Here is a 26,841-nt window from a genome sequence, read left to right as displayed (position 1 = left end):
CGCTTAGACCTCCACGCCCTGGCGGGAGGGCACCTTGCGGTTCTCGACCGCCATCGCTTGCGTCCGCGCGTTCTGGACGGAGATGTTCTGGCGCTTGACGCCGGGACGGTCGCGCAAGGTCAGCACGATGGCGCCGATCATCGCGACGAGCAGCACCAAGCCGGCGATCTGGAAGAAGTAGGCGTAGTCCGTGTAGAGCACGCGGCCGAGCGCCTGGGTGTTGGTGAGCCCCTCGCTGGCGGCGGTCGAGCCGATCGGCGTGCGCACGATGCCGGGGTCTATCGTCCAGGAGCCGACGACGAGGATCAGCTCGATCGCGAAGATAGCGCCGATCAGGCCGCCGATGGGGAGATATTGCTGGAAGCCCTGGCGAAGCGCGGCGAAGTCCACGTCGAGCATCATCACGACGAACAGGAACAGCACCGCCACCGCGCCGACATAGACGACCACGAGGATCATCGCGAGGAACTCGGCCCCCATTAGAACGAACAGACCTGCGGCGTTCACGAAGGCCAGGATCAGGAAGAGCACCGAGGTGACGGGGTTACGGGCGGCGATCACCATGAATCCACTGGCGATGGCGAAGCCCGCGAACAGGTAGAAGAAGGCGGCGGCTGCGGTCATGCGGTGATCAGCATCAGCCGCTGGATCAGCGGCTCCTTCTGCCTCGGGGCCAGGGGCCGGCGGGAAGCCGGCCGTCTATAGAACTCGCTCCTGCAGCGCACAACAGCGCGCCGCTCCGCGTCAGCGATACGGCGCGTCCGCCGCGAGGTTCTTCGCGATCTCGCGCTCCCAGCGATCGCCGTTCAGGAGCAGCTTGTCCTTGTCGTAGAGAAGCTCTTCGCGGGTCTCGACGGAGAATTCGAGGTTCGGCCCCTCGACGATGGCGTCCACCGGGCAGGCCTCCTGGCACATGCCGCAATAGATGCACTTCACCATGTCGATGTCGTAACGGGTCGTGCGGCGCGTGCCGTCGTTGCGGCGCGGGCCGGCCTCGATGGTGATGGCCTGGGCCGGGCAGATCGCCTCGCAGAGCTTGCAGGCGATGCAGCGCTCCTCGCCGTTGGGATAACGGCGCAGGGCATGCTCCCCGCGGAAGCGCGGGCCGCGATGCCCCATCTCGAAGGGATAGTTGATCGTGGCCTTCGGCTTGAGGAAATACTTCATGCCGAGGATCAGCCCCGACACGAACTCCTTGAGCAGCAGGCTCTGGGCGACCTGATCGAGCTTCACGGCGCGATCCTTCTCATGCGCCCGGCGCGAGGCCGGCGAGTTTCAGGACGAACGCGACGACGACGACCGACACGAGCGAGAGCGGAAGGAAGACCTTCCAGCCGAGCCGCATGAGCTGGTCGTAGCGGTAGCGGGGCACGATGGATTTCACCATCGCGATCATGAAGAACAGGAAGCTCGCCTTCAGCGCGAACCAGATCAGCCCCGGCACCCAGGTGAAGGGCGCGAACGGGATCGGCGAGAGCCAGCCGCCGAGGAACAGCACGGTTCCGAGCGCGCACATGGTCATGATCGCCACGTACTCGCCGAGCATGAACAGCAGGTACGGCGTCGAGGAATACTCGACCATGTACCCGGCCACGAGCTCCGATTCGGCCTCGGGCAAATCGAAGGGCGGGCGGTTCGTCTCGGCCAGCGCCGAGATGAAGAACACGATGAACATCGGGAACAGCCAGAGCCAGTACCAGCCCAGGATGCCGTAGGCCGTGTCCTGCGCCATCACGATGCGCGAGAGGTTCAGCGAGCCGGCGCAGAGCAGCACGCAGATGATCACGAAGCCGAGCGAGACCTCGTAGGAGATCATTTGCGCCGCCGAGCGCAGGGCACCAAGGAAGGCGTATTTCGAGTTCGAAGCCCAGCCGCCCATGATGACGCCGTAGACGCCCAAACTGGAAATCGCGAAAATGTAGGTGATGCCGACATTGATGTCGGCGATGGCCCAGCCGTCGGCCAGCGGGATCACCGCCCAGCTCGCCAGCGCCAAAGTGGCGAACACCATCGGCGCCAGCAGGAAGATCGCCTTGTTGGCGCCGGCCGGGATCACCGGCTCCTTCAGCACGAACTTCAGCAGGTCGGCGAAGGACTGGAACAGCCCGAACGGCCCGACGACGTTCGGGCCGCGCCGCAGCTGCACCGCCGCCCAGATCTTGCGATCGGCCAGCAGCGCGTAGGCGATGAACACGAGCAGGCACGAAAGCAGCACGAAGCTCTTCAGCACGAGCAGTAGGACGGTGCCCAGGATCTCAAGGCCGGTCATGGGATCCTCACTCGGCCGCCTGGAGCACACGCCCGTGGGCGACGCTCGAACATTCCGCCATCACGCGCGAGGCGCGGGCGATCGGGTTCGTCATGAAGAAGTCGGCGACGGCCGGGGCGAAGGCGTCCTTCGACAGGCTGCCGCCGAGACCCGCCAGCGTATCGACGGTCGCGGCAACGTCGCTCGCCTCCACCGCGTCGATCCCCGCGAGATGCGGATGCTCCGCGTAGAGCCCACGCCGCAGGCTCCCAAGCGAATCGTAGGGCAGCGTGTAGCCGAGCACGTCGGAGAGTGCCCGCAGGATCGCCCAATCCTCGCGGGCATCGCCCGGCGGGAAGCCGGCGCGGTTGGTCATCTGCACGCGGCCCTCCGTGTTCACGAAGGTCGCCGACTTCTCGGTATAGGCCGCGCCCGGCAGGATCACGTCGGCGCGCATGGCGCCACGATCCCCGTGGGTGCCCTGGTAGACCACGAAGGCGCCGGCTCCGATCTCGATCTCGTCCGCGCCGAGGTTGAAGAGCACGTCGAGGGCGCCCGGCGCGATCATGCCGGCCACGTCGAGACCGCCCTCCCCCGGCACGAAGCCGAGATCCAGCGCACCGACCCGGGCCGCGGCCGAATGCAGCACGGCGAAACCGTTCCAATCGGCAGTCACCGCGCCGATGGTCTTCGCCAGTGAAGCCGCCGCCGACAAGACGGCCGCACCGTCCGCACGCGAGAGCGCGGCGCTGCCGACGATCACCAGCGGCCGCTCGGCGTTGGCCAGCGTCTCTGAGAAGCTGTGGTTTCCGGCGGCCAACTCGGACAGCGTGTCCGTACCGGCGCCGAGATAGACGTGCGGATAGGTCAGGTCGGCATCTTCGCCGATCAGCCCGACCGCGAGGGGCGCCATGCGCCAGCGCTTGCGGATGCGGACGTTCAGCAGCGAGGCTTCAAGCCGTGGATTCGTACCGATCAGCAGGATTGCGTCGGCCTGCTCGATGCCGGGAATCGTCGCACTCAGCGTGTAAGCCGCGCGGCCCCAACTCGGATCAATCTTCTCACCAGCTTGCCGGCAATCGATGTTCGCCGTGCCGAGCGACCCCATCAGCTGCTTGAGCGCGAACATCTCCTCGACACCGGCGAGATCGCCCGCGAGTGCACCGATCCGCTTCGGATCGGCGGCCTTCACCTTTGCGGCAATCGCCGAAAAGGCCTCGCCCCATGAGGCCGGACGCAGGCGGCCGTTCTCGCGCAGGAACGGCCGGTCGAGGCGCTGTAGGCGCAGGCCGTCGACCACCTGCCGGGTCTTGTCGGAGATCCACTCCTCGTTGATGTCCTCGTTGACGCGCGGCCCGATCTGCATGACCTCGCGGCCGCGCGCATCCACCCGGATCGCCGAACCGACGGCATCCATCACGTCGATGGAATCGGTCTTCGACAGCTCCCACGGTCGGAAATCGTAGCTCTGGGGCTTCGGCACCAGCGCGCCGACCGGGCAGAGGTCGGCGACGTTGCCCTGCAGCTCCGAGCCCATAGCGTTCTCGAGATAGCTCGTGATCTCCATGTCCTCGCCGCGGCCGATCGCGCCGAGATCCGGCACGCCGGCCACCTCCGCCAGGAAGCGCACGCAGCGAGTGCAGTGGATGCAGCGGTTCATCGCAGTGCGCACCAACGGGCCGATATACTTCTCCTCGACCGCGCGCTTGTTCTCCTTGTAGCGCGTCGAGTCGACGCCGTAGGCCATGGCCTGATCCTGCAGGTCGCAATGGCCACCCTGGTCGCAGATCGGGCAATCGAGCGGGTGGTTGATGAGGAGGAACTCCATCACCCCCTCGCGGGCCTTCTTCGTAATGCCCGACCGCGTGAGGACTTCGGGCGGCTCGCCGTTCGGCCCCGGGCGGCAATCCTTCACCGCGTAGGCGCAGGAGGCCACGGGCTTCGGCGCGCCCTTCAGCTCGACGAGGCACATCCGGCAATTGCCGGCAATCGACAGCCGCTCGTGGAAGCAGAAGCGCGGGATTTCCGCGCCCGCGATCTCGCAGGCCTGCAGCAGGGTGTAATCGGCCGGAACATCGACCTCGATGCCGTCGACGAGGAGTTTGGTCATCGGCTCATCTCAGGAATTCGCGCTGCCATCGCCACTCACTCCGCTGCCATCGGAACGGCCTCGGAATGCGGGTTGCGGCTGTACTGGTCGATGCGTTTCTCGATCTCGGGACGGAAATGCCGGATCAGGCCCTGCACCGGCCATGCCGCAGCATCGCCCAACGCGCAGATCGTATGCCCCTCGATCTGCTTGGTGACCTCCAGCAACATGTCGATCTCACGCTTCTGCGCCCGGCCATGGGCCATGCGGTTGAGCACGCGCCACATCCAGCCGGTGCCCTCGCGGCAGGGCGTGCACTGGCCGCAGGATTCATGCTTGTAGAAGTACGAGATGCGGGCGATGGCCGAGACAATGTCGGTGGACTTGTCGAGCACGATCACCGCCGCCGTGCCGAGGCCCGAGCCGAGGTTCTTGAGTGTGTCGAAGTCCATCTTGGCGTCGATGATCTGATCGGCCGGCACCAGCGGCACCGAGGAGCCGCCGGGGATGGAACACAGGAGATTGTCCCAGCCGCCGCGCATGCCGCCGCAATGCTTGTCGATCAGCTCGCGGAAGGTGATGCCCATCACCTCCTCGACGTTGCAGGGCTTGTTGACGTGTCCGGATACGCAGAACAGCTTCGTGCCGGTGTTGTTCTTGCCCCCAAGCCCGGCGAACCACGCGCCACCGCGACGCAGGATCGTGCCGGCTACCGCGATCGACTCGACGTTGTTCACCGTCGTGGGGCAGCCGTAGAGGCCCATATTGGCCGGGAACGGCGGCTTCAGCCGCGGCATACCCTTCTTGCCCTCGAGGCTCTCCAGAAGCGCCGTCTCCTCGCCGCAGATATAGGCGCCGGCACCGTGGTGGACGTAGATGTCGAACGGATAGCCGTGGACGTTGTCCTTGCCGACGAGCTTCGCGGCATAGGCCTCGTCGACCGCGCGCTGCAGCGCATGCTTCTCGGCGACGTACTCGCCACGGATGTAGATATAGCAGGCATGCGCGGCCATCGCGAAGGAGGCGATCAGGCAGCCCTCGATCAGGAGATGCGGATCGTGCCGCATGATCTCCCGGTCCTTGCAGGTGCCCGGCTCCGATTCGTCGGCGTTGACGACGAGGTAGTGCGGGCGCCCGTCGGACTTCTTGGGCATGAACGACCACTTCAGGCCGGTCGGGAAGCCCGCGCCGCCGCGGCCGCGCAGGCCTGAGCCCTTCATCTCATCGATGACCCAGTCGCGACCCATGTGGAGCAGGAACTTGGTGCCGTCCCACGCGCCGCGCTTCTTCGCCGCGTCGAGATCGGGCGAATGCAGGCCGTAGAGGTTGGTGAAGATGCGATCCTGATCGGAGAGCATTGCGCGCCTCAGCCCTTCTTCTCGGCGAGTGCACCCGCCTGACCGACCCAGTTCTCGCGGTCGATCCGGCCCGGGAAGGCGAGGTAGGCGCCGATCCAAGCGATTTCTTCGGTCGTCCAGCCAGCGACCTGATCGATGTGCCAGATGCCGAGGTCGTTCAACCGGCGCTGGTTGACCGGACCTATACCCTTGATCAACGTGAGGTCGTCCGGCCGATCGTCGCGTGCGGCAGAGAGCCCTTCGGGACGCGTACCTGCGGCGTCTGCGCGCTTTTCCGGGTCCTGCTCCTCGGGCACCGCATCGTCCGCGCCGGACGCGACCGGTTGCTGCGGCGGCTCGGTGCGCAAAGCCAGATCATCCTCGACCGCCTTCTCGTCCTCGGCGATCCGCTCGGAGGCATTCGCGGGCTTCGGCGCGCCGACCTGATCGGCGACCTGCGGTACCTCCGACGATGTCTCGGACTCGCTGGCCTTGGCCGTCTCCTCCGGCTTGATCGGCTCCTTGCCGTCGGTGGCACGCTGGGTCGGAGAATCGGTCGCCGGGCTATCGGCGGCGCGGCCGGATTGTGGGTGAGCGGGCTCGGCCTCGGTCTTGGCGCGGCTCTCGGTCGAGGCGGCCTCGTCCTTCTTGACCGCCGTGTCGTCCTGATCTTCGCCGTCGCGCGTTTGCTCGAAGCGCTTGCGCCAGGCGCCGACGCGCGAGCCGTCGAACAGTGTGGGATCGGTGAGCGTGTCCACCGCGTCCTTCGGCTCGGAGGAGGTGCGGCCCGTCTGCGAGCCGATCTTGACGGGGCGCCCTGCGGCGAGGTCGTCGAGGAGCGTGTTCAGGCTCTCGGGCGTCAGGTCCTCGTAATAGTCCTGATTGATCTGGACCATCGGCGCGTTGCAGCAGGCGCCGAGGCACTCGACTTCGAGCCAGGAGAAATTGCCGTCCGCCGAGACGTGACCGGCGGGACCGAGGCGCTCCTGCAGGGAGGCTTTGAGTTCGCGAGCGCCGCAGGCATCGCACGGCACGGTGCCGCAGAGCTGGATCCAGAACCGCCCCACCGGCTCCAGCGCGAACATCGTGTAGAAGGTCGCGACTTCGAGCACGCGGATATGCGGCATGCCGAGCTGGTCGGCGACCGCCTCGATCGCCTTCTGCGGCAGCCAGCCGCCGTTTTGCTCCTGCGCCTTCCACAGCAGCGGGATCACGGCCGAAGCCTGCCGGCCTTCGGGATATTTTTCGATCTGGCCCTGCGCCCAGGCCGCGTTCTCATCGGAGAACGCGAAATCCCGGGGCTGCTCGGAGGCGGGCGCTAGCCTACGGTTCGCCATTGTCTTCCGGCTATCCTCTCAGCGGTCCACTTCGCCGAACACGATATCGAGCGTGCCGAGCACGCAGGACACGTCGGCGAGCAAGTGGCCGCGGCACATCCAATCCATGGCCTGCAGGTGGGCAAAGCCCGGCGCGCGGATCTTGCAGCGGTAGGGCTTGTTCGTGCCGTCCGAGACCAGATAGACGCCGAACTCGCCCTTGGGCGCCTCGACGGCGGCGTAGACCTCGCCGGCCGGCACGTGGAAGCCCTCGGTGTAGAGCTTGAAGTGGTGGATGAGCGCTTCCATCGAGCGCTTCATCTCGCGGCGCGGCGGCGGGGCGAACTTTCCGTCGAGGGAGGCGATCGGCCCCTGGCCGGCGGGCTCGCGCAGTTTCGTCACGCACTGCTTCATGATCTTCACCGATTCCCGCATCTCCTCCATGCGGATGACCTGACGGTCGTAGGTGTCGCCGTTCTTCCCCACGGGGATGTCGAATTCCATCTCCTCGTAGCACTCGTAGGGCTGCGACTTGCGCAGATCCCAGGGGATGCCGGAGCCGCGCACCATCACACCGGAGAAGCCCCAGGCCATGGCCTCGTCCTGGGTGACGATGCCGATGTCGACGTTGCGCTGCTTGAAGATACGGTTCGACATGACGAGGTCGTCGAGATCCTGAACGACCTTCAGGAACGGGTCGCAGAAGGCCTCGATGTCGTCGATCAGTGCCGGCGGCAGGTCCTGATGGACGCCGCCGGGCCGGAAGTAGTTGGCGTGCAGACGAGCGCCGGAGGCGCGCTCGTAGAAGATCATCAGCTTCTCGCGTTCCTCGAAACCCCAGAGCGGGGGCGTGAGTGCGCCGACGTCCATCGCCTGCGTGGTGACGTTGAGGAGGTGCGAGAGCAGCCGGCCGATCTCGCAGAACAGCACGCGGATCAGCTGAGCCCGGCGCGGCACGGTGATGCCGGCGAGCTTCTCGATCGCCATGCAGAAGGCGTGCTCCTGGTTCATCGGCGAGACGTAGTCGAGCCGGTCGAAATAGGGCGTCGCCTGCAGGTAGGTCTTGTGCTCGATCAGCTTCTCGGTGCCGCGATGCAGCAGACCGATATGCGGATCGACGCGCTCTACGACCTCGCCGTCGAGTTCGAGCACGAGGCGCAGCACACCGTGCGCCGCCGGATGCTGCGGACCGAAGTTGATCGCGAAGTTGCGAATGTTGTGTTCGGTCATCCGGTCAGCCCGCGATGTCGGGAAATTCGGCATAGACTTCCGCAGAGGTCTTCTTCTGCGTCGGGTTCGCGAAGGCGTAGTTCCCCGGCTTGTGATCGACGAAGATCTCGCTGGCGAAGCGGAAGCGATCGGGCCTGTCGAACGCCTGGGCCGACACCGTCAGCAGGCTGCCGTCGCGCATCCGCCAAAACAGCGAGGTACCGCAGGTCTTGCAGAAGCCGCGCTCGGCGTGACCCGACGACCCGTAGATACCCAGCGCACCCTCGTCCCCGATGGTCATGTCGGGCTCGCATTCCACCGTCATCCAGGCCCCACCCGACCAGCGCCGGCACGACTCGCAATGGCAGACATCCATCGTGTCGTGCTTCGGCTGCGCCGTGAAGCGCACCGCTCCACACAGACAACGTCCTGGCAGGGGCTCGGCATCCGGCATGGCGTCACCTCACTTCGAGGTCTTCTCGTCGCCGGGCAGCACGTAGTCCGTGCCTTCCCAGGGCGAGAGGAAGTCGAAGTTGCGAAACTCCTGCACCAGTTTTACCGGCTCGTAGACCACGCGCGCCTCGTCCTGGTCGTAACGGACCTCGACGAAGCCGGTCAGCGGGAAGTCCTTGCGCAGCGGATGCCCCTCGAAGCCGTAATCGGTCAGCAGCCGGCGCAGGTCCGGATGGCCCGAGAACAGGATGCCGTAGAGATCGTAGGTCTCGCGCTCGAACCAGTTGGCTGCGGGAAACACCGAGATCACCGAGGGCACCGGCGTGGTCTCGTCGGTCAGCACCTTCAGGCGGATGCGGGCGTTATGGCGCAGGCTGAGCAGGTGATAGACCACGTCGAAGCGCTTGGCGCGTTCCGGATAGTCCGCGCCGCAGATGTCGATGAAGCAGCGGAAGGCGCAGGCCGGGTCGTCGCGCAGGTAGGTCAGCGCGTAGACGATGTCGGAGGCCTGCACGGTCAGTGTGAGCTCCCCGTAAGCGATCTTCGTCTCGGTGATAGCCGGACCGAGAGCGCCAGTGACGCGCTCGGCCAGGGCCGTCAGCGAGTCGGCGCCCTGTGCGACCGCGATGTTCGCGCGCAGCGTGATACCGTTGGTGGTGATGGCCTCGCCCATGCCGCTCACCGCTCGATCGTACCGAGACGGCGAATCTTCTTCTGGAGCAGAAGAACGCCGTACAGCAGCGCCTCGGCCGTGGGCGGACAGCCCGGCACGTAGATATCGACGGGCACCACCCGGTCGCAGCCGCGCACCACCGAGTAGGAATAGTGATAATAGCCGCCGCCGTTAGCGCAGGAGCCCATGGAGATGACGTAGCGCGGCTCCGGCATCTGGTCGTAGACCTTGCGAAGCGCGGGAGCCATCTTGTTGGTCAGCGTACCGGCGACGATCATCACGTCGGACTGACGGGGCGAGCCGCGCGGCGCGAAGCCGAAGCGCTCGCAATCGTAGCGCGGCATCGACATCTGCATCATCTCGACGGCGCAGCAGGCGAGCCCGAAGGTCATCCACATCAGCGAGCCGGTGCGGGCCCAGTTGATGAGCTCGTCGGCGCTGGTGACGAGGAAGCCGCGATCGGCCAACTCGTCGTTGATCGACAGGAAGGTAGCGTCGTTCGCGCCGACCGGCCGGCCGGTATTGGGATCGATGATCCCTTTCGGCGCCGGCGCGACCTGCGGGACGCGATCGAAGGTGGGGGTCAGGGCCATCAGTGCCTCTGAGCGTGGTGAGGGGGCAACGGAGCGCTCAATCCCATTCGAGAGCTCCCTTGCGCCATTCGTAGACGAAGCCGACGGTGAGGACGCCGAGGAAGATCATCATCGACCAGAACCCGAACCAGCCGAGTTCCCCGAACGTGATCGCCCAGGGAAACAGGAAGGCGACCTCGAGGTCGAAGATGATGAACAGGATAGCGACGAGATAGAAGCGCACGTCGAACTTCATGCGCGCGTCGTCGAACGCGTTGAAGCCGCACTCGTAGGCCGAAAGCTTTTCCGGGTCCGGGCTCGAATAGGCCACCAGGAACGGGGCCACCAGGAGCGCAGCGGCAATGAACAGCGAGACGCCGATGAAGACGATGAGCGGCAGATAGTCCGCCAACAGGCCCGTCATGCGACACCTCCGCGTTCCGGTGGATACCGACAGGCTCACTATCGCACGAGAGCCGCGCCTGGAATTGATCCAATGCCAGTGTGAGCACGGCGGAGGCTTAGACGAGCCCCCCCGGTGAAACAAGGGCGTTGCGCGTCGCACAAACGTCGGCGACAGCCTCGTAGATGGCGCATTTCCACACCGGTTCACTATGGCCGATCCGCACAGATGCGGCGCTCCTCTTCACCCGCAACGGGCCGGCAGCAGTGGCGAGCGAAGGGTCCGGCAAAAAAGCAGGACGGCAGGATGCCTGAGCGGCTTGACAGCAACGGCCACCCGCCCCTAAACCCCGGCCGTCGCCGAGCGGAACACGCACCGGCGGCCAGTACGCGGGCGTAGCTCAGTTGGTTAGAGTGCCGGCCTGTCACGCCGGAGGTCGCGGGTTCGAGTCCCGTCGCCCGCGCCAGAGTGTTTTCCAGTCCTCAGCACCGATCGACAGTCATCGTACTCCTGTTGGGGTCGACGTCCGACTGGTTGCGCCCAATCTCCTTTCCTTGCGCGAATGCCGGTGCCGGCTTGCAGAACCGTCTCGCGCCGGAAGCTGAGGTGCGCGGATGAGCGGTGTTTTTTTCCTCTATTTCACCGCTTGCGTGTCGAGCGCCCCCGACACCTGCGAGACACAGCGCCTGCCGCTGGAGGTCGCCGACGCTGAAAGCTGCCTCGTCGTCGCCCAGCCAAATCTGGCACGCTGGGTCGAGGGTCATCCCACCTATCGGATCACGGCCTGGCGCTGCGGCTCGCCGCCGCGTGGGTCAGGCACGCGCATCTGAAAGCGTGACTGGGCTGTCACACCCGGCATCGCATGAGGATGGGCGCCGGCTACTCGCCCCGCTTTCGCCTCACCGTCCGAGAAGAGCCTGCGCACCGATCTCATTCGATACGTGCCAGCCAACATGTCGATAACCTACATCGCCCGCTCGCTCGCCGCCGCGACGGCGCTCGCCACCCTGGCACTCGGGGGCTGCGGCACGGGTACGCCGATTCTCGACGGCGTCGGCCCGACGAGCACCGTCATCCTCGACGAGCAGGCGGCGGCCGGCGCGATCTCGCGCTACCGGGCTCAGCATGGGCTCGGGCCGGTCGCGATCGATTCTCGACTGATCCAGGCAGCCTCCTACGAAGCGGGGGCCAACGCCAAGGCCGGACAGCTCAGCCACGACCACGGCGGCAGCTTCGAGACCCGGATGGCGAGCGCCGGGTTCGGCCGGAAATACACGGCCGAAAATCTCAGTGCGGGCTCCGAGACCTTCGATCAGGTCCTCGGACGCTGGAAGGCCTCGCCCGCTCACAACAGCAACATGCTGATGCCGCAGGCACGGCGGATCGGCATCGCCCGGGTCGACGCGCCGGGCAGCCGGTACAAGCGCTACTGGGCGCTGGTGCTCGCGGGCGACTGACCCGGGACCGATGGGCGCCGACCGAGCCGAATACGAAAAGGCCCGCCGCATTCCCTGCGGCGGGCCTTTTCGCGGTGACTGCAGCTGCAGGATCAGACCGTCAGCGGGCCGGGGATCGCTTCCTCGGCCTTGATCAGCAGGCGCTGCTCGTGACGCTTCATGAACAGCCACAGCGCGAGGCCGCCGAAGATCACGAAAGCGAGGAGCGCCAGGCCGACAGGACCGACGATGTGCTCGATCGAGCGTCCGCAGGTGAAGGCCCCGAAGCCCATGATCGCGGCCCAGGCGACGCCGCCGAGGCCGTTGAAGATCATGAAGCGGCGCGCATCGAGCTTGTTCACCCCAGCCAATACGGCCGCATAGGCGCGCAGCATCGCGGTGAAGCGGCCGAAGAACACGATCTTTCCGCCGTGCTCGCGAAAAAGGTATTGGCCGAGCTTGAGCCGGCCGTGGTCGAGGGCGATGAGATGGCCGTGCTTCAAAAGCAGCGGCATGCCCCAGCGCCGGCCGACCCAGTAGCCGAGGTTGTCGCCGAGGATCGCGGCGGCGGCGGCGGCGGCCACGATGACGAAGATGCTGAGGTTGCCGGTGCTGCCGGCATAGACGGCGGAGGTGATCAGGATGGTCTCGCCCGGCAGCGGCACGCCGGCGCTCTCGAGCATGATCACGACGAAGATCGCGAGATAGCCGTAGGAGGCGATGAGCTCCGTGACCGGCAACTCGTTGAGGAAGGACATGCCAGACAACTCTGCGGTTTCGATGCCCTTAGTCTCCGGATGAACATGGCCGTTCCGGGGCGTCGATGGGGCGCCATCCGGCACACGTCTTGATGGTGCCGTCGCATGGCAACCACCTTCGGTGTACAACCGGCTCCGCCTGCCCGGCGACCCTTTGCGGCTCCTCCTCGCGGCTCAGTTGGCAGCGATGGCCTCGACCGGCGCATCCACGGATTCGATCGCGCTGAACGCGCGGGGGCCATCCTCGCGGGGAGGCGACGTGAGCACGACCGGCGGAAACAGCTCGGCGATGGCCTCGGCAACCCCATGGAGCACGGGATTGGAGCGCGGGCCGAGATCCGGCGGAAGGAGGTGAAGGGTATCGATCATCGTCATGGGGGCTCTCAGGAGCGTACGCTTACGCTTACCTGCCCATGGACAAGTCGCGGCGTGCGCGCGGGTTGCATCGCGGCGCGGCGGGACGTGCGTGAGAGCACGGTTTTCTGCGCTATGCTGAGAAGCCGAAGACATCGAACCGGAGCCCGGCACGGAACGTTGTCGGTAATTCAGAGGAGGCGCACATGGCTCCCAATGCCCATCCCATCGATACTGACGGCGATGTAAGCAGCATCAAGCTGCTTGGCCTCGCCATCTTAGGCGGCCTGCTGACGATCGGGGCCTATTGGATCCTTGGCAGTTAGGCCGAGGCAGCGGTTTCCGCTGCCGCCTCGAACTCCGCTTTTCGCGCCACGAGACGCGCCGCGGCCTCGGCATCGCCACCCCAGACACTCGTCTGGAAGGTCTCGTCGACATGGCCGGCGGCCCATCCTTCCTGCGGCGTCAGGCGGCCATGGAGGACGGCGAGGGCGATCAGCAGAGACCCGGTGAGCGTGGTCATCGTGTGCAGCGCGGCCAGACGGAATGGGCTGTCGACCTTACCGATCTCGCGGCGCAGAGCCGCGACCGTGTCCTCCGGCTGCTCGACGTGCATCACGCCCTCCGAGAGGATCAGGCGCACGCCGAACGCCTCGTAGGCCCAGGCGATGATCGGATCCCAGGTCTCGCCCTGTGCTGCAACCAGCCGCGGCGGATCGCCGGCCCGGTAGGCGACGAGATCCGTGCCGGCATAGGCGCCGAGATCGTCGGCCACCGCCTCCCGGCGATCGGCCACGCCGTCGATGGCCGAGTTGGCGAGCCGGGTGAGCGGCATCTTCGATGGATCGATCACCCCAACCTGCGCCTGCCACTCCTCCGCGACGCGCTCGGCGAGAGCACGCGTCGGAAGCACCAGAAAGTGCCGCGCCGGGGTGCGGGCCGGTCGTCCGTCGAGCGTCAGGCGGTATCCGCCCTCGGCCTCGTCGAAAGCCGCCTGCTCGTAGAAGCGCTTCGGCAGGACGGGCTTGCCGTGACCGCGGGCGGCGGCGCGCGGATCGGGCCGCGGCGTCTCGCCCGGCTCGCCGAGCCAGTCGCGGGTGACATCGTCGGCCTTGGGTTCGGCGGCGTTCTTCGGCTCGGTCATGGCTGGCCCTTAGAGCGCTTTCCGACCAAGTGGATACCGGTTGGTCGAAAGAAAGCGCGGCAAAACAAAACCTTAGAGACGCCGAGCCGATGCAGTCGGATCGGATACGGCTCTAGGCGATCTCGACGCTCGGCACCAAGCCTTCAGCGCGTGCCGATCTGGTCGGCGACGGTGCGTGCGGACTCATCGAGCGGCCGCGCGAACAGGTCGGACAGGGTGTCGGCGCTCTCGACCACGGTGACGGCGCCCGCGCCGAACAGGGCGCCGGGCGGGTGGTAGCCCCAGCCGACGCCAATCGCCGCCGCACCCGCGCTCACCGCCATCATCATGTCGTAGGTGGTGTCGCCGATCATGACGGTGCGTGCCGGACTTATGTCGGCCTCCTGCATGGCGAGGCGCAGCATGGTCGGGTCCGGTTTAGAAGGCGCGTCGTCGGCGGTCTGGGTCGTCGTGAACCAGCCGTGCCAGCCGTGCTTGTCGATGAGGTGGTCTACGCCGCGGCGCGATTTGCCCGTAGCGATGCCGAGCCGCAGATCCTCACGGCCATGCAGCGCCGCGAGGAGGTTGCCCATGCCGGGAAACAGCGGCTCCTCGTAGGCCGGATCGATCCGCAGCGCCTGGAATGCCCGGCGATAGCTCTCCGACAAAGCAGCGATGGGGCCCGCCTCGCCCACCAGCCGGCGAAACGCCTCGGGCAGGGACAGGCCGACCACCGACAGCGCCTCCTTGCGGTTCGGTGCCGTCATCCCATGCTCCTTGAAAGCACGGGACTGCGCCTCGACGATGAGGTGCTGGCTGTCGACGAGCGTCCCGTCGACGTCGAAGACGACGAGCGTCACCACGGCGGGGCGGCGCCCGCTCTCATGGCCGCTTGGCCGGCTGTTGCGGCTGGGGCTGCGATGAAGTGCCCTTGGGCAGGGGCTGGCCCTGTGCCGGAGCGGCCTTCGCCGGGGGCTGTTGCGGAGGCTGCGGCTGGACGTTCTGACCCTGGCCGGGCCGGCGGCGCTCGTAGCCGAGCTTACACCGGATCAGGAAGCGCCGCCGGGCACCGCCGCGCAGGCTGCGGTTGTGCGACTCCCGGTTGCAGCTTGCGTAGGAGCGACGGCGCTTCTCGGCAGCCCGGATACTGGCCGGCACGGTGCTGCGGCCTGCGGCGGCAGGCTGGGCAGGAGCCGCCGTCGCGGGTTGGGCAGGGGTTGCCGGTGCCGGTTGAACGGGCGCGGCCTGAGGCGGAGCGGCGGGCGGCGCACTCTGTCCGCGCGCCAGCACCGCAGCACCTGATCCTGCCATGCCGAAAACGCCGGCGACGGCAAAGCAGATCAACGTCACGACCCTCATCGATCCAGGCTCTTCCGGTGTCGGTGACCACAGGCGCCGTAGGCTCGTGACAGCGGCCCTTGGGCCGCCGCGTCGCCACGGGTCGTACTCAGCTCAAGAATAAGCCGCGGGTCGCCTTTGCCAAGGCGCAAGCCGGGTCCAGGCTGCGTCACACGGACCCGTCCTCAGCTTTCCGGCGCCTCGACGATCGGATCGTAGTGCCCGGTCTCGAAGCCGAGCAGGTTCCAGCTCTGCGCCATATGCGGCGGCAGCGGAGCGCTGACGTCGATGGGCACGCTGGTGCGGGGATGTGGGATGACGATGCGGCGGGCCAAAAGATGCAGCCGATTCTGGATGCCGCCGGGCAGCTCCCAGTTCTCGACATCGAAATATTTCGGATCGCCGACGATCGGGTGGCCGATATGGGCGGCATGGGCGCGCAACTGGTGCGTCCGCCCCGTGACGGGCTTGAGTGAAAGCCAAGCGAGCTTCTGGGCCGCCTGGTCGACCACGGCGTAGTAGGTCAGCGCGTGGGTCGCGCCGTCGTCGCCGTGCTTGACCACCTTCATGCGGGCATCCGCATCGGTGGGCTCGTCCTTGGCGAGGTACGTCGAGACGCGGCCCTGTCGGGTCCGCGGCACTCCGGCGGCCAAAGCCCAATAGATCTTGCGCGCGGCGCGTGACCGAAAACTCTTGGCGAGCGTCGCCGCGGCGAGCCGCGTCTTGGCGACGATCAGGCAGCCGGCGGTGTCCTTGTCGAGGCGGTGGACGAGGCGCGGCTTCTGACCGTGCTTGTCCGTCAACGCTTCGAGCATGCCGTCGATGTGGCGCACCGTGCCCGAGCCGCCCTGGACCGCGAGCCCGAACGGCTTGTTCAGGATCATCATGTCCGCGTCCTCGTAGAGGATCAGCGAGCGCAGGAACTCGGCGTCGTCCGCCTCGCGGGCCGGATTGCGCGGACGCTCGGTCGGCTGGTCGAGCTTGAGCGGCGGAATCCGGATGGCCATGCCCGGTTCGAGCCGGTCGTTCGGCTTGACCCGCTTGCCGTCGACGCGCAGCTCGCCCTTGCGGACGATGCTCTGGACGCGCGTGAAGGGCAGCTGCGGGAACCGCGTGGTCAGGAAGCGGTCGATCCGCATCCCGTCCTCGTCCGCCTCGACGGTGAGGGTCTGCACGCCCGATGCGAGCGTCGCGGAGGCGGCAGCCCGCTGCTCGCGGCGCGTCGGCCCCTCGACGGGAGGCGTGGCCGGACGGCGCGGCGCCTCTGCGGACTTCCGAGGCTTCGGATCGGCGAAGGTGCCAGGGCCTGCTTTCGCCGGGGGCCGCGGCGCGAACGCGCGTGGCTTCGCCGGTGTCGAGTTCGATGGTCCTGCCGCGGACGCGCCAAATCCCGATGGGGACTTCGGCGCCGAATCCGCCGGCTTAGCCGCCACGGGCTTCGCGCCTTCGGAGGCCGCATCCCACGGCGAGCGCGCGGCTGTGTCCCCGCCGCGATTGCTCGCGGCGCGGCGGGCCGCGTCGAGGGCCGTCGTGCGTGGGCCGGTACCGGCGCGTTCCGGCCAGGCGCCATGGCGCGGGCCGCGATTACCCGCGCCCCTGCCGGCACCCTTGCCGGCTCCGCCGCGTTGTGGAGGTCTTCCCGTCATCGCACGCTGCTAGCACCCCGACGTCGGTGCGGAAAGCGATCCAAGCGTGGGGGCTGAGACGATGCGTGCGCAGACCACGCCCAAATTCGCGTCTGACGGCGAAGAGACCGGTTCCACCCTCCCCCTCATCCGGAGGTGCCGAAGCGAAGCGGAGGCCTCGAAGGAGGGCTCCAGGGATCGCGCGTTACCTGGAGCCCTCCTTCGAGGCCGCTTCGCGGCACCTCAGGATGAGGGATGTTGGTAGGATGTCACGAGGCCGGCCGGCGTTGAGGATCAGCCTGCATCGGCACCCGCCAGCACGCGCACCGGCCCGAACTGACGCGCCGCCTCGATCGCCAGCCCGACGCCGACCGAGCCGAAGGTGTCGCCATCGACGACCCGCGCCTCCGGCACGCTGGCGCAGAGCGCCGCGCGCACATGCGGCAGGCCGGTCGAACCGCCAGTGAGGAAGATCGCATCGATTCCCGCAGCCGTCAGCCCCGCCTGAGCCAGACAGCGCCCGATCCGCTCGGCGACCCGCTCCGCCAGCGTATCGGTCTGCCGGGCGAGGCCGGCGCGGTCGACCGCAACCACCAAGCCCGCCTCGACCCAATCGAGGTCGATGCGGCCGTCGTCGCTGTCGGAGGCCGCAATCTTCGCGCCCTCCACCGCCATGGCCAGCGCATGGCCGCGCTCGGCCTCGACCACGGTCCGAAGGCGATCGATCAGCTCGGGCCGCGCCGCATCGCGCGCGACCTCCTCCAACTCGCGAAACACCTTGCGGTCGTAGAGCCGGTTGATGCTCGACCACGTCGCGAGGTCGTGGAAGTAGCCGTTCGGAACGAGGAGGTCGGCGCGCTTCATCGGGCTGCCGAGCCCCATCAGCGGCATCACCGTGCCGAGGCTGAGCCGGCGGTCGAAATCCGTGCCGCCGATTCGCACGCCGTCATTGGCCAGGATGTCCTCGGCGCGGTCGGCGCGGCGGTGCCGCTCGGGGGAGAGCCGGACGATGGAAAAGTCCGAGGTGCCGCCGCCGATATCGGCGATCAGCGCGATTTCTTCGCTCGCGACCGACTGTTCGTAGTCGAGCGCCGCCGCGATCGGCTCGTACTGGAAACGGACATGGCGGAAACCGACCTCGCCGGCGATGGCGCGGAGCGTGTCCTCCGCCTTGCGGTCGCCGGCCTCGTCGCCGTCGACGAAGTGGACAGGGCGGCCATGCACCACCGTGTCGAGTTCGACGCCGCCGGCGGCCTCCGCCCGGCTCTTCACCGCGCCGAGATAGCGGGCGATGACCTCGCGGAAGCGCAGGCGTTCACGGCCGACCGGGGTGCTCTCCTCGATGAGGCTCGATCCCAGCACAGATTTGAGGCTGCGCATCAGCCGGCCCGGCTCACCCTCGACATAGGCCGAGATCGCCGCGCGCCCGATGACGGCTTCGTGCCCCGGACGAAAGAAGATCGCGCTGGGGATCGTCCGATGCGCGCCTTCCAGGGGCGACAATGAGGGCCGGCCAGCCGTGGCAAGGCCAAGCGTGGTGTTCGAGGTGCCGAAATCGAGGCCGCAGGCCGCCATGTACGAAGGGTCTCCGGCCATTTCCTGGGAAGGGGCGGTTGCCTACGGCATGCGGCCCGGCCGGTCTACCGCGGGACGCGGTTTTCGGCGTCAGGACACGGCGGCGTCGGCGACATAGCGGCGGTCGAGATGCGCCAGAAAATCCTCTGCGCCAAGTGGTTTGCCGGTCGCCGCGACCAGCAGATCGTCGGTCTGCAGCAGGCTACCCTTGGAATGGACATTGTCGCGCAGCCAGCCGCGTAACTCCGAGAAATCGCCCTGCGCCAACGCCGGCAGGCTGCCCGGCAAAGCCGCGCAAGCCGCTTTAAAAAGCTGAGCCGCACCCATGGCACCGAGCGTATAAGTCGGAAAATACCCGAAACTGCCGCCGGGCCAGTGGATGTCCTGCAGGCAGCCGAGGCGGTCGTTCGGCACATCCAGCCCGAGGAGCCGCTTCATCCCGTCGTTGAAGGCGCCCGGCAGGTCGGCGACGGCGAGGTCGCCGGCGATCATCGCCGTCTCCAGTTCGTAGCGGAGCAGGACGTGGGCCGGATACGTCACCTCGTCGGCATCGACGCGGATGAAGCCGGGCTCCACCCGCGTGTAGAGCCGGTGAACGTTGTCGGCGTTCCACTCGGCCCCCTCCCCCCGGAAGGCTTCGCGGAGGCGCGGGGCCAAAAACTCCGAGAACTCGCGCGTGCGGCAGGCCTGCATCTCGATCAGCAGCGACTGGCTCTCGTGCAAGCTCATGCCGCGCGCCTGCCCCACAGGCTGGTGACGCCAGGCGGCCGGGCGGCCCTGCTCGTAGAGGGCGTGCCCGGTCTCGTGCATCACGCCCATCAGAGCGCGGGTGGCGTCGGCTTCGTCGTAGCGGGTGGTGATGCGGACGTCGTCGGTGGCGCCGCCGCAGAACGGGTGCAGGCTGACATCGAGCCGCCCCCGCGAAAAATCGAAGCCGGCGGCGCTCATCAGCGCGAGCCCCAGGGTCTTCTGGCTCTCCACCGGGAACGGACCGGGCAACGGCCTGACCGGGGGCTGCGAGGCCTGCCGCGCCTGCGCCTGCTGGACGAGGCCCGGCAAGGTGGAACGCAACTCGGAAAACAGCGGATCGATGCGGGCGCGGCGCATGCCCGGATCGTAGCCGTCGAGCAGCGCATCGTAGGGCGAAAGGCCGAGGACCGCGCCCTTCGCCTCGCCGACGAGGCGCTGCAGCCGCAGAACTTCGGCGAGATGCGGCTTCAGACTCGCAAAATCGGCGTTCCGGCGCGCCTCGCGCCAGACCATTTCCGACTTGGTGGACGCCTTGGAGCTGGCCTCGACGAGATCGCCCGGAACGGCGGAGGCATGGGTGTGGACACGCCGCATCTCGCGCAGGTTCGCCCGCTCCCATTCGCCGAGCGCGGCGGCATCCGCTTCGGCCTCCGCGAGGCGGTCCCCCATCGCTGGGGCCGTCAGCAATTCGTGCGAGAGCACGCTCAGCGTCGCAAGTTGCTCACCCCGCGTGTCCGAGGCGCCGTCCGGCATCAGGGTCTGCGTGTCCCAGCCGAGAATGCCGGCGGCGTCATCCAGCGCGCCGAGCCGGGAGAAGGTGGTCGCGAGCGAGCGGTAGGCCTGCATCGATGTCGGGTGTCCTTGGCAGGAGGAGGTGTGAGCGGCCTAACATGCCCCGTGCCGTGCTGGCGACGCGCCGTTGACAACGGAGGCCGCCCCTCTTAACCAATCGGAACAATCTGTACCGTTCGGTACAAGAACGACCGAGGAGGACGCCCCATGACCGAGACCCGCCCGCCATTGCCGCCCTTCACCCAGGAGACAGCGATCAAGAAGGTTCGCGCCGCAGAGGACGGCTGGAACGGACGCAACCCTGAAAAGATCTCGCTCGCCTACACGGCCGACAGCCGCTGGCGGAACCGCTCGGACATCTTTCGGGGCCGGGAGGCGATCGTCGCATTCCTCACCGCCAAGTGGCAGCGTGAGCACGAGTACCGCCTGATCAAGGAGATTTGGGCGCAGGACGACAACCGCATCGCGGTTCGCTTCGCCTACGAGTACCAGGATGCAGCCGGACAGTGGTTCCGCGCCTACGGCAACGAGAATTGGGAGTTCGATGCCAACGGCCTGATGCAGGTCCGCCATGCCAGCATCAACGATCTGCCGATCCAGGAGGGCGAGCGGCTGTTCCACTGGGACCGCTCGGGCCCGCGTCCGGCCGATCATCCGGGGCTGACCGAACTCGGGCTTTGACCCGCCGATGCCGCGTATCGTCGCCGAGCGCGCGGATATCCTGCCGGCGCTCGCGGAGGTGTTTCGCGAGCACGGCTACGAGGGCGCGAGCCTTGCTCTGATCGGCCAGCGCACGGGCCTCGGCAAGGGCAGCCTCTATCACTTCTTCCCGGGCGGGAAGGAGGAGATGGCCAACGCCGTGCTCGACGAGATCGACGGCTGGTTCGAGACCCGGATCTTTCGGCCGCTGCGCGAGGAGCCGGATGCGGCCGCCGCGATTCGGGCGAGTCTGCGTGACACGGACGCCTATTTCCGCTCCGGCCGGCGCGTCTGCCTCGTCGGCGTGCTGGCGCTCGGCGACGTGCGCGACCGCTTCGCCGAGCGCATCCATTCGTATTTTCTGGCGTGGCGGGATGCGCTCGCTTCGGCGCTGGTTCGAACCGGCGTCGCCCAGGAAATGGCGGCGAGTCTCGCCGAAGAGGCCGTCGCGATGATCCAGGGCGCGCTCGTCGCATCGCGGGCCTTGCAGGACTCCGAACTGTTCGGGCGGATGCTGAATCGGCTGGAGGGGCGGCTGCTGGCCGGGAGCAATCCCCGGTGAAAGCTGAACCGATCCAACGCCGTCATCGCGGACCGCAGACGGCGGCCATCGGGGTCGGCTACTTCTCGCGCCGCTCCCGCCGCAATCTCTCCCAATAGGCCAGCCGCTCGCCGTAGCGCGTCTCCATCCCACGGTCGGTCGGCACATAGAAATGCTGGCGGTCGAGTTTTTCCGGCCAGTAATCCTGACCCGAAAACGCGTCCGGCTCGTCGTGGTCGTAGCGGTAGCTGTCGCCGTAGCCGATGGTCTTCATGAGCTTCGTCGGCGCGTTCAGGATGACGCGGGGCGGCGGCAGCGAGCCGTGATCCTTCGCGACCCGCGTCGCGGCTTTGTAGGCGTTGTAGACGGCGTTCGATTTAGGCGCGCAGGCCAGATAGACCGTGGCCTGGGCGAGCGCGAGTTCGCCCTCCGGCGAGCCGAGGAAGTCGAAGGCGTCCTTGGCCGCGTTGGCGATCACCAGCGCCTGCGGATCGGCCAGCCCGATATCCTCCACCGCCATGCGCACGAGCCGCCGCGCGATGAACAGCCGGTCCTCGCCGCCGTCGAGCATCCGGCAGAGGTAGTACAGCGCCGCATCCGGGTCCGAGCCGCGCACGGTCTTATGGAGTGCGCTGATCAGGTTGTAGTGTCCCTCCTGCGCCTTGTCGTAGATCGGCGCGCGGCGCTGGACGAGATCCTGGAGCGTCTTCGCATCGAGCGTCTCGCCGGGCCTGGCCGAGCGCCAGACCTCTTCCGCGAGCGTCAGCGAGGCGCGGCCGTCGCCGTCGGCCATGCGCACGAGGACGGCGCGGGCCTCCTCGTCGAGCGGCAGCGGCTGACCCGTCAGGTCCTCTGCGCGGGCGAGCAGCTTTGCGATCGCCGCCGCGTCGAGCGCCCGGAACAGCAGGACGCGGGCGCGGGAGAGCAGCGCCGCGTTCAGCTCGAAGGACGGGTTCTCGGTGGTGGCGCCGACGAGGGTGACGGTGCCATCCTCCATCACCGGCAGGAAGGCATCGAGCTGGGCCCGGTTGAAGCGGTGGATCTCGTCGACGAAGAGCAGCGTGCCGCGACCGGTGGAGCGCCGCCCGCGCGCCGCCTCGAACACCTTTCGCAGGTCGGCGACACCGGAAAAGATCGCCGAGATCTGCTCGAAATGCAGGTCGACCTCGTGGGCGAGCAGCCGCGCCACCGTGGTCTTGCCGGTGCCGGGCGGCCCCCAGAAGATCAGCGAGCCGAGCGCTTTCGAATTCAGCAGCCGCGACAGCGAGCCGTCCGGCCCGGTCAGATGCTCCTGGCCGACCACCTCGGCGAGCGTCTGCGGGCGCAGGCGGTCGGCCAGCGGGCGCGGCGCGGAATTATCGAGGCCGGCGGAGGCGAAGAGGTCGGACATCGGCGCATCAACACCTCAGGCGGACGGCTCGGCAAGCCCGTCCCGTACCGCGCCCACAAGACCGAACCGAAACCGCGCGGTGCCTGCCGTCACACCTCCATGTCTTCAACGGCGCCGGCCGAGCGCCCATTATCGAGCCGGTGACGACAGGCGAGGCGGCGAACCGATGAACTCCCTCAAGACCGCCGTGCTGCTCGCCGGCCTTACCGCCCTCTTCGGTGCAGTCGGGCTGGCGCTAGGGGGCGCCAAGGGAATGGTGCTGGCGCTCGGCATGGCCGCGCTGACGAACCTCTACGCCTACTGGCGCTCCGACAGCCTCGCGCTGAACGCCCACGGCGCCCGCGAAGTCGATGCGTACAGTGCGCCGGATCTCGTTGCGATGGTGCGCGATCTGGCCGGCCGGGCCGGCCTGCCGATGCCGCGGGTCTATCTCGTCGACGATCCGCAGCCCAACGCCTTCGCCACCGGCCGCAACCCGCAGAACGCGGCGGTCGCCGCGACGACCGGCCTGCTGAATACGCTGAGCCGCGAAGAGGTCGCGGCGGTGATGGCGCACGAGTTGGCGCACATCAAGAATCGCGACACGCTGATCATGACGGTCTCAGCAACCCTCGCCGGAGCAATCGCGACGCTGGCGCAGTTCGGCTTCCTGTTCGGCGGGCGCGGCGATGCCCGGCCGAACCCGCTGGTCTCGATCGCCGCCGCCATCGCGGCACCGTTCGCCGCGATGATCGTGCAGTTCGCCATCAGCCGCGCCCGCGAGTACGAGGCCGACCGCGAGGGTGCCGCCATCTGCGGCAACCCGCTCTGGCTAGCCTCGGCGCTCGAGCGGATCGAGGCCGGCGTGAGGCAGGTGACGAGCCCGTCGGCCGAGAGCCACCCGGCCACCGCGCCGATGTTCATCATCAACCCGCTCACGGGCGGGGGCATCGACGCGCTCTTTTCGACGCATCCGCCCACGCGCGAGCGAGTCGCGGCGTTGCGGCAACTCGTCGGCGGGATGCCGGCGGGAGTGGGTGGCGGCGGATTCAGAGACGCGCCCTGGGCCGGATCGCCGGATCCATCTCGGCGCGGACCCTGGAGCTGACGGCTACCCCCGGAACACCGTCGTCATCACCTCGCCGCCGCGGTTGATCGAGACCTCCCAGACGCCGAGGCTGTCGCGGGTCATGCGTTCGAGGTCCTTGGTCGAAGAGACGATGCTGCCGTTGATCGCGACGATGACGTCGCCCTTCTTGAAGCCAGAGCGGCCGGCGATCGAGCCTTCCTCGACTTCGGCGACGGCCACGCCGTCCGCCGGCAGGTCGACCTGGATTTCCTCGGCGACCGCCGGCGACGTGTTGACGAGCGTCGCGCCGACGAAGGGCGAGCGGCTCTTCACCTTCAGCATGTCGCGGGGCCGGGTTTCCGGTGCGGAGCCGAGCTTCACCTCGACCGTCTGCTTCTTCGCGCCGCGCTGGATGCTGAGGGTCGTCTTGCCCGTCGTCCCCTTCAAGGCGAAGCGATACCCGAAGGCCTCCGGGTCGTCGACCTGCTGGCCGTCGATGGCCAGAACGACGTCGCCGCGCTTCAGACCGGAATCCTCGGCCGGGCTCTTGGGCTGCATGCTGGCCACCAGGACGCCGGTGGGGCGGTCGAGGCCTACGCTCTCGGCGATATCCGGCGTCACGGTCTGCAGGCGTGCGCCGAGCCAGGGCCGCCGCACGGTCGAACCGCCGCCCTTGGCGGTATCGACGACGGCGCGGATCATGCTGGCGGGAATGGCGAAGCCGATGCCGTGGCTGCCGCCGGATTGCGAATAGATCGCGGTGTTGACGCCGACGAGGTGGCCCTTGAGGTCCACCAGTGCGCCGCCCGAATTGCCCGGATTGATCGCGGCGTCCGTCTGGATGAAGAACTGGTAGTCGGACGAGCCGACCTGGGTGCGCGCGAGCGCCGAAATGATGCCCTGCGTCACCGTCTGGCCGACGCCGAAGGGGTTGCCGATCGCCATCACGAAATCGCCGACCTCGAGATGATCGGAATCGCCGATCGGCATTGGGGCGACGTCGGCCGGCGACTTGATCTTGAGCACGGCGAGGTCGGTGCGCGGATCGCGCAGCACGATGGTGGCCTCGAACTCGCGGCGGTCGGCAAGCGAGACCTTCACCTCGTTCATGTTGTCGATGACGTGGTTGTTGGTGATGACGAGGCCCGAGGCGTCGACGATCACACCGGAGCCCAGCGAGCGCTGCGCCCGTTCGCCGGGCGTCCCGCCGGGGCCGCGGCCCGGCGCGTCTTCACCGAAGAAGCGGCGCATGAACTCAGCCATAGCGTTGGAGCGGGCGTTCCGCTTCTCGACATGCGTGGCGTAGACGTTGACGACCGACGGCGCGGCCCGCTTCACGATCGGCGCGAAGGAGAGCTGGATCTCACCCTTCGAGAGCGGGGGCACCTTCTCGGGCGTCGCCGCCATCTGAGCGATGACGGGCGGCGGCGCGAGGCAGGCCGCGGCGGTCAGGGCGACGGCGAGGGCCGGCATGAGCGGCGAACGAGGCATGGTGGTCTCCCGAAGGCGATGAGGCTTTCGGGGTGTCTATCACGCCGAATCGGGCGTGCGCGTGGCTTCACACGCCCCGTTGCGTCAGGGGAGACGCACGCCGCCCATCCGGCTCGCGCTGCGCACGATGGTGCTGATGCAACTGAGAGATGAATCGGCCGCCCGCTGGAACTCGCCGACCTGGAGACGGATCAACTCGGCCGGCGACTTCACCCTGGTGAGCGCCTGCATGTGGGCGAGCGCAGCCTCGCCTTCCTTGCGGACGAAGGTGAGCACGGTCTCGTTGATCTCGGTGAACTGAGCCGAGGATGCACCAACACCGAAGGTTGCGGACGCCTTGGCGGCAATCGCGGCAGGCTTGGCAGCCGCCGCAACGACAGTCTCGACAGCCGGTGCCTTCGGGGCCGGAGCTTCGAACTCCGGTGATTTGGCCTCGGGAGCCGGCGGCTTTGCGGCAACGGGCTTCGGTGCAGGGGCCGGCTGGGCCTCCACCGTGTCCGGCGCGGGCTTCGGGGCCGGCTCGGCCTTGGGCTCGACTTTGGCGGTGGGCGGAGCGGTTTTCGCGTTGGAATTGGCGGCGGCAGCCGTGTCGGCCGCCTTCGACGCAGGCTTGGCCTCCGCGGCCACCTTGCTCTCGACCGGAACAGGCTTTGCAGGTTCCGCCTTCGGGACGGACGCATTCGCCGTCGCCGGAGCGGCCTTCTCGGAGGCTACGGGCTTCAATCCAGCGGTCTCGGTTTTCGGTGCCGGAGGCCTGAAGGTCTGCGCCGGCTCGGTCTTGTGCTGGGTCTTGGCCGGTGGGGAGGTGATGCTCGCGGCTTTGTCCGCGGCAGCCTTCGGTACCGGAGCCGGGGCAGGCTTAGCGGCCGGCGGCTTCTGCGCGGCCTTTGCGATCGCCTCGGCGGCCGGCTTCGTCACTGGCTTCGCATCCTCGGCTGGCGCGTTCTTCGCGGCCGCATCGGATTTCCGCGTCGGATCAGTGTGCGTTGCCATCAGGCCGCCTCCTCGTCGTTTCGTATCGGTGCGAGGCGTTGCGCCGGGATCCCACACGAGGAATTCCGGGCTGCCTCCTCTCCGTGGGGTCGAACCCGCGACCGGACCGGTCGCGGGTTCTCCGGGAGATGCTTCGTCGCGTCAGGCGCGAAACGCTTTAGTGCGCGGCTTTCTGGGCCAGCGAACCGTAGTCCTTCGCCTGCGCCTGGAGGGCGGCGAACTGGGACTTCACGTATTCGGACTGGATCTCGAAGGCCTCGCGGAGGTCGCGGGCGCGAACGAGCTTCTGCGTGAAGTCGAAGGTGGCGTTCGCGTTCGTCTGGGCGTGGTCGATGCCCTTGAGGACGGCGGCATGCACGGTCGACTGGACGTTGACGCCGGTGCTCTGCAGCTGCTCGGAGGTCTTCACGGCGCCGCTCAGGAAGCTGCCGAAAGCATTGCGGGCCTGGTCGACGCTCTTGTCCGCGAAATCGCGGAATTCGGTCGGGATCTCGAAACCTTGCGTAGCCAAAGCAATCTCTCCTGTGGACATTTTCGTCCGGCCGCGGCGACTCGTCGCGTCCAGCCCGTCGGAGATATGTTGCAGTGCAACATTGAAGTCAAGACGGCTTTCGAGGACGCTCCGTGC

The 26,841-nt window shown here is 67.7% G+C and carries 28 protein-coding genes and 1 tRNA gene; 6 read left to right on the top strand and 23 right to left on the bottom strand.

Annotation, left to right across the window (positions count from 1 at the left end; all coding sequences use genetic code 11):
• Nucleotides 1-3 precede the first annotated feature (3 nt).
• The 11 genes from MFF07_RS08005 to MFF07_RS07955 form a co-directional block, all read right to left on the bottom strand.
• Complete coding sequence (locus MFF07_RS08005) at nucleotides 4-624, bottom strand: NADH-quinone oxidoreductase subunit J (RefSeq protein ID WP_147813856.1); 621 nt, start codon at nucleotides 622-624, stop codon at nucleotides 4-6.
• A 120-nt stretch (nucleotides 625-744) separates the two neighbouring features.
• Entirely contained in the window at nucleotides 745-1,233 is a 489-nt protein-coding gene (nuoI, locus tag MFF07_RS08000) for an NADH-quinone oxidoreductase subunit NuoI (RefSeq protein WP_147813854.1), read from the bottom strand.
• A gap of 13 nt (nucleotides 1,234-1,246) precedes the next feature.
• Nucleotides 1,247-2,269 carry an NADH-quinone oxidoreductase subunit NuoH gene (nuoH, locus tag MFF07_RS07995; RefSeq protein WP_147813852.1) on the bottom strand — a complete coding sequence of 341 codons (1,023 nt, stop codon included), beginning with the start codon at nucleotides 2,267-2,269 and terminating at the stop codon, nucleotides 1,247-1,249.
• Between the two features lie 7 nt (nucleotides 2,270-2,276).
• The gene (nuoG, locus tag MFF07_RS07990; protein WP_147813850.1) at nucleotides 2,277-4,358 is read right to left on the bottom strand and encodes an NADH-quinone oxidoreductase subunit NuoG; all 2,082 of its coding nucleotides are present in this window, start codon (nucleotides 4,356-4,358) and stop codon (nucleotides 2,277-2,279) included.
• 35 nt (nucleotides 4,359-4,393) lie between these two features.
• On the bottom strand, nucleotides 4,394-5,695 hold the full coding sequence (gene nuoF / locus MFF07_RS07985; RefSeq protein ID WP_147813848.1) for an NADH-quinone oxidoreductase subunit NuoF: 1,302 nt from the start codon (nucleotides 5,693-5,695) through the stop codon (nucleotides 4,394-4,396).
• 8 nt (nucleotides 5,696-5,703) lie between these two features.
• Nucleotides 5,704-7,011, bottom strand: a complete 1,308-nt coding sequence (gene nuoE, locus MFF07_RS07980; protein WP_147813846.1) for an NADH-quinone oxidoreductase subunit NuoE — start codon at nucleotides 7,009-7,011, stop codon at nucleotides 5,704-5,706.
• Between the two features lie 18 nt (nucleotides 7,012-7,029).
• Nucleotides 7,030-8,220, bottom strand: a complete 1,191-nt coding sequence (locus MFF07_RS07975) for an NADH-quinone oxidoreductase subunit D (protein ID WP_147813843.1) — start codon at nucleotides 8,218-8,220, stop codon at nucleotides 7,030-7,032.
• Nucleotides 8,221-8,224: 4 nt separating this feature from the next.
• Nucleotides 8,225-8,653, bottom strand: coding sequence for a GFA family protein (locus MFF07_RS07970; RefSeq protein WP_147813841.1), 429 nt, complete (start codon nucleotides 8,651-8,653; stop codon nucleotides 8,225-8,227).
• Between the two features lie 9 nt (nucleotides 8,654-8,662).
• The gene (locus MFF07_RS07965) at nucleotides 8,663-9,325 is read right to left on the bottom strand and encodes an NADH-quinone oxidoreductase subunit C (RefSeq protein WP_147814013.1); all 663 of its coding nucleotides are present in this window, start codon (nucleotides 9,323-9,325) and stop codon (nucleotides 8,663-8,665) included.
• A gap of 5 nt (nucleotides 9,326-9,330) precedes the next feature.
• The gene (locus MFF07_RS07960) at nucleotides 9,331-9,918 is read right to left on the bottom strand and encodes a NuoB/complex I 20 kDa subunit family protein (RefSeq protein WP_147813840.1); all 588 of its coding nucleotides are present in this window, start codon (nucleotides 9,916-9,918) and stop codon (nucleotides 9,331-9,333) included.
• A gap of 37 nt (nucleotides 9,919-9,955) precedes the next feature.
• A complete protein-coding gene (locus MFF07_RS07955; RefSeq protein WP_147080431.1) occupies nucleotides 9,956-10,321 on the bottom strand; it encodes an NADH-quinone oxidoreductase subunit A in 366 nt (121 codons plus the stop codon).
• A 368-nt stretch (nucleotides 10,322-10,689) separates the two neighbouring features.
• Between MFF07_RS07955 and MFF07_RS07950 the strand changes: the two genes are divergently transcribed.
• From MFF07_RS07950 to MFF07_RS07940, 3 genes are all read left to right on the top strand, one after another.
• A tRNA-Asp gene (locus MFF07_RS07950) sits at nucleotides 10,690-10,766 on the top strand.
• A gap of 148 nt (nucleotides 10,767-10,914) precedes the next feature.
• Nucleotides 10,915-11,130: a hypothetical protein gene (locus tag MFF07_RS07945; protein ID WP_147813838.1), complete on the top strand. Its 216-nt coding sequence runs from the start codon at nucleotides 10,915-10,917 to the stop codon at nucleotides 11,128-11,130.
• Between the two features lie 123 nt (nucleotides 11,131-11,253).
• The gene (locus MFF07_RS07940) at nucleotides 11,254-11,757 is read left to right on the top strand and encodes a CAP domain-containing protein (RefSeq protein ID WP_147813836.1); all 504 of its coding nucleotides are present in this window, start codon (nucleotides 11,254-11,256) and stop codon (nucleotides 11,755-11,757) included.
• Nucleotides 11,758-11,849: 92 nt separating this feature from the next.
• Here the strand turns inward: MFF07_RS07940 and MFF07_RS07935 are convergent, their stop codons facing one another.
• The 8 genes from MFF07_RS07935 to MFF07_RS07900 form a co-directional block, all read right to left on the bottom strand.
• On the bottom strand, nucleotides 11,850-12,494 hold the full coding sequence (locus MFF07_RS07935; protein ID WP_238231475.1) for a DedA family protein: 645 nt from the start codon (nucleotides 12,492-12,494) through the stop codon (nucleotides 11,850-11,852).
• Nucleotides 12,495-12,668: 174 nt separating this feature from the next.
• The gene (locus MFF07_RS07930; RefSeq protein ID WP_147813832.1) at nucleotides 12,669-12,869 is read right to left on the bottom strand and encodes a hypothetical protein; all 201 of its coding nucleotides are present in this window, start codon (nucleotides 12,867-12,869) and stop codon (nucleotides 12,669-12,671) included.
• Nucleotides 12,870-13,170: 301 nt separating this feature from the next.
• Nucleotides 13,171-13,992, bottom strand: coding sequence for an ATP12 family chaperone protein (locus MFF07_RS07925; protein ID WP_147813830.1), 822 nt, complete (start codon nucleotides 13,990-13,992; stop codon nucleotides 13,171-13,173).
• Nucleotides 13,993-14,135: 143 nt separating this feature from the next.
• Nucleotides 14,136-14,834 (bottom strand): HAD-IA family hydrolase, encoded by a 699-nt coding sequence (locus MFF07_RS07920; protein ID WP_147813828.1) that lies wholly within the window; start codon nucleotides 14,832-14,834, stop codon nucleotides 14,136-14,138.
• Nucleotides 14,835-14,853: 19 nt separating this feature from the next.
• Entirely contained in the window at nucleotides 14,854-15,129 is a 276-nt protein-coding gene (locus tag MFF07_RS22620) for a hypothetical protein (protein ID WP_306424632.1), read from the bottom strand.
• 365 nt (nucleotides 15,130-15,494) lie between these two features.
• Nucleotides 15,495-16,955 carry an RluA family pseudouridine synthase gene (locus MFF07_RS07910; RefSeq protein WP_147813826.1) on the bottom strand — a complete coding sequence of 487 codons (1,461 nt, stop codon included), beginning with the start codon at nucleotides 16,953-16,955 and terminating at the stop codon, nucleotides 15,495-15,497.
• Between the two features lie 273 nt (nucleotides 16,956-17,228).
• The gene (locus tag MFF07_RS07905) at nucleotides 17,229-18,509 is read right to left on the bottom strand and encodes an Hsp70 family protein (protein ID WP_147813824.1); all 1,281 of its coding nucleotides are present in this window, start codon (nucleotides 18,507-18,509) and stop codon (nucleotides 17,229-17,231) included.
• Between the two features lie 90 nt (nucleotides 18,510-18,599).
• A complete protein-coding gene (locus MFF07_RS07900) occupies nucleotides 18,600-20,105 on the bottom strand; it encodes a carboxypeptidase M32 (RefSeq protein WP_147813822.1) in 1,506 nt (501 codons plus the stop codon).
• Between the two features lie 153 nt (nucleotides 20,106-20,258).
• Between MFF07_RS07900 and MFF07_RS07895 the strand changes: the two genes are divergently transcribed.
• Nucleotides 20,259-20,732 (top strand): nuclear transport factor 2 family protein, encoded by a 474-nt coding sequence (locus MFF07_RS07895; RefSeq protein WP_147813820.1) that lies wholly within the window; start codon nucleotides 20,259-20,261, stop codon nucleotides 20,730-20,732.
• 7 nt (nucleotides 20,733-20,739) lie between these two features.
• On the top strand, nucleotides 20,740-21,312 hold the full coding sequence (locus tag MFF07_RS07890; RefSeq protein WP_147813818.1) for a TetR/AcrR family transcriptional regulator: 573 nt from the start codon (nucleotides 20,740-20,742) through the stop codon (nucleotides 21,310-21,312).
• A 58-nt stretch (nucleotides 21,313-21,370) separates the two neighbouring features.
• Here the strand turns inward: MFF07_RS07890 and MFF07_RS07885 are convergent, their stop codons facing one another.
• The gene (locus MFF07_RS07885; protein ID WP_147813816.1) at nucleotides 21,371-22,681 is read right to left on the bottom strand and encodes a replication-associated recombination protein A; all 1,311 of its coding nucleotides are present in this window, start codon (nucleotides 22,679-22,681) and stop codon (nucleotides 21,371-21,373) included.
• 166 nt (nucleotides 22,682-22,847) lie between these two features.
• On the opposite strand from MFF07_RS07885, the gene htpX reads away from it, so the two are divergent.
• On the top strand, nucleotides 22,848-23,768 hold the full coding sequence (gene htpX, locus MFF07_RS07880) for a zinc metalloprotease HtpX (RefSeq protein ID WP_147813814.1): 921 nt from the start codon (nucleotides 22,848-22,850) through the stop codon (nucleotides 23,766-23,768).
• Nucleotides 23,769-23,771: 3 nt separating this feature from the next.
• Here htpX and MFF07_RS07875 read toward each other — a convergent pair whose 3' ends face one another.
• The 3 genes from MFF07_RS07875 to MFF07_RS07860 form a co-directional block, all read right to left on the bottom strand.
• The gene (locus MFF07_RS07875; protein WP_238231473.1) at nucleotides 23,772-25,220 is read right to left on the bottom strand and encodes a Do family serine endopeptidase; all 1,449 of its coding nucleotides are present in this window, start codon (nucleotides 25,218-25,220) and stop codon (nucleotides 23,772-23,774) included.
• Between the two features lie 84 nt (nucleotides 25,221-25,304).
• Nucleotides 25,305-26,213, bottom strand: a complete 909-nt coding sequence (locus MFF07_RS22500) for a phasin family protein (RefSeq protein ID WP_147813808.1) — start codon at nucleotides 26,211-26,213, stop codon at nucleotides 25,305-25,307.
• Between the two features lie 157 nt (nucleotides 26,214-26,370).
• The gene (locus tag MFF07_RS07860) at nucleotides 26,371-26,724 is read right to left on the bottom strand and encodes a phasin (protein ID WP_147813806.1); all 354 of its coding nucleotides are present in this window, start codon (nucleotides 26,722-26,724) and stop codon (nucleotides 26,371-26,373) included.
• Nucleotides 26,725-26,841: the final 117 nt, after the last annotated feature.

The organism is Methylobacterium thuringiense, assembly GCF_022179645.1.
GTDB classification, from domain to species: Bacteria; Pseudomonadota; Alphaproteobacteria; order Rhizobiales; family Beijerinckiaceae; genus Methylobacterium; species Methylobacterium thuringiense.
The sequence above is the reverse complement of the archived record's forward strand: the minus strand, read 5'-3'. Positions and strand labels throughout refer to the sequence as shown.

Excerpts from the sequence above, each read along its gene's own strand:
- MFF07_RS07875 (WP_238231473.1), bottom strand. The coding sequence starts at position 25,220 with ATGCCTCGTTCGCCGCTCATGCCGGCCCTCGCCGTCGCCCTGACCGCC.
- MFF07_RS07955 (WP_147080431.1), bottom strand. The coding sequence starts at position 10,321 with ATGACGGGCCTGTTGGCGGACTATCTGCCGCTCATCGTCTTCATCGGC.
- MFF07_RS07960 (WP_147813840.1), bottom strand. The coding sequence starts at position 9,918 with ATGGCCCTGACCCCCACCTTCGATCGCGTCCCGCAGGTCGCGCCGGCG.
- nuoF (WP_147813848.1), bottom strand. The coding sequence starts at position 5,695 with ATGCTCTCCGATCAGGATCGCATCTTCACCAACCTCTACGGCCTGCAT.
- MFF07_RS07900 (WP_147813822.1), bottom strand. The coding sequence starts at position 20,105 with ATGCAGGCCTACCGCTCGCTCGCGACCACCTTCTCCCGGCTCGGCGCG.
- MFF07_RS07885 (WP_147813816.1), bottom strand. The coding sequence starts at position 22,681 with ATGTCCGACCTCTTCGCCTCCGCCGGCCTCGATAATTCCGCGCCGCGC.
- MFF07_RS07945 (WP_147813838.1), top strand. The coding sequence starts at position 10,915 with ATGAGCGGTGTTTTTTTCCTCTATTTCACCGCTTGCGTGTCGAGCGCC.
- MFF07_RS07935 (WP_238231475.1), bottom strand. The coding sequence starts at position 12,494 with ATGTCCTTCCTCAACGAGTTGCCGGTCACGGAGCTCATCGCCTCCTAC.
- MFF07_RS07925 (WP_147813830.1), bottom strand. The coding sequence starts at position 13,992 with ATGACCGAGCCGAAGAACGCCGCCGAACCCAAGGCCGACGATGTCACC.
- nuoH (WP_147813852.1), bottom strand. The coding sequence starts at position 2,269 with ATGACCGGCCTTGAGATCCTGGGCACCGTCCTACTGCTCGTGCTGAAG.
- MFF07_RS07910 (WP_147813826.1), bottom strand. The coding sequence starts at position 16,955 with ATGACGGGAAGACCTCCACAACGCGGCGGAGCCGGCAAGGGTGCCGGC.
- MFF07_RS07905 (WP_147813824.1), bottom strand. The coding sequence starts at position 18,509 with ATGGCGGCCTGCGGCCTCGATTTCGGCACCTCGAACACCACGCTTGGC.
- MFF07_RS08005 (WP_147813856.1), bottom strand. The coding sequence starts at position 624 with ATGACCGCAGCCGCCGCCTTCTTCTACCTGTTCGCGGGCTTCGCCATC.
- MFF07_RS07890 (WP_147813818.1), top strand. The coding sequence starts at position 20,740 with ATGCCGCGTATCGTCGCCGAGCGCGCGGATATCCTGCCGGCGCTCGCG.
- MFF07_RS07940 (WP_147813836.1), top strand. The coding sequence starts at position 11,254 with ATGTCGATAACCTACATCGCCCGCTCGCTCGCCGCCGCGACGGCGCTC.
- MFF07_RS07895 (WP_147813820.1), top strand. The coding sequence starts at position 20,259 with ATGACCGAGACCCGCCCGCCATTGCCGCCCTTCACCCAGGAGACAGCG.
- MFF07_RS07975 (WP_147813843.1), bottom strand. The coding sequence starts at position 8,220 with ATGACCGAACACAACATTCGCAACTTCGCGATCAACTTCGGTCCGCAG.
- MFF07_RS07970 (WP_147813841.1), bottom strand. The coding sequence starts at position 8,653 with ATGCCGGATGCCGAGCCCCTGCCAGGACGTTGTCTGTGTGGAGCGGTG.
- htpX (WP_147813814.1), top strand. The coding sequence starts at position 22,848 with ATGAACTCCCTCAAGACCGCCGTGCTGCTCGCCGGCCTTACCGCCCTC.
- MFF07_RS07930 (WP_147813832.1), bottom strand. The coding sequence starts at position 12,869 with ATGACGATGATCGATACCCTTCACCTCCTTCCGCCGGATCTCGGCCCG.
- MFF07_RS07965 (WP_147814013.1), bottom strand. The coding sequence starts at position 9,325 with ATGGGCGAGGCCATCACCACCAACGGTATCACGCTGCGCGCGAACATC.
- MFF07_RS22500 (WP_147813808.1), bottom strand. The coding sequence starts at position 26,213 with ATGGCAACGCACACTGATCCGACGCGGAAATCCGATGCGGCCGCGAAG.
- nuoG (WP_147813850.1), bottom strand. The coding sequence starts at position 4,358 with ATGACCAAACTCCTCGTCGACGGCATCGAGGTCGATGTTCCGGCCGAT.
- nuoE (WP_147813846.1), bottom strand. The coding sequence starts at position 7,011 with ATGGCGAACCGTAGGCTAGCGCCCGCCTCCGAGCAGCCCCGGGATTTC.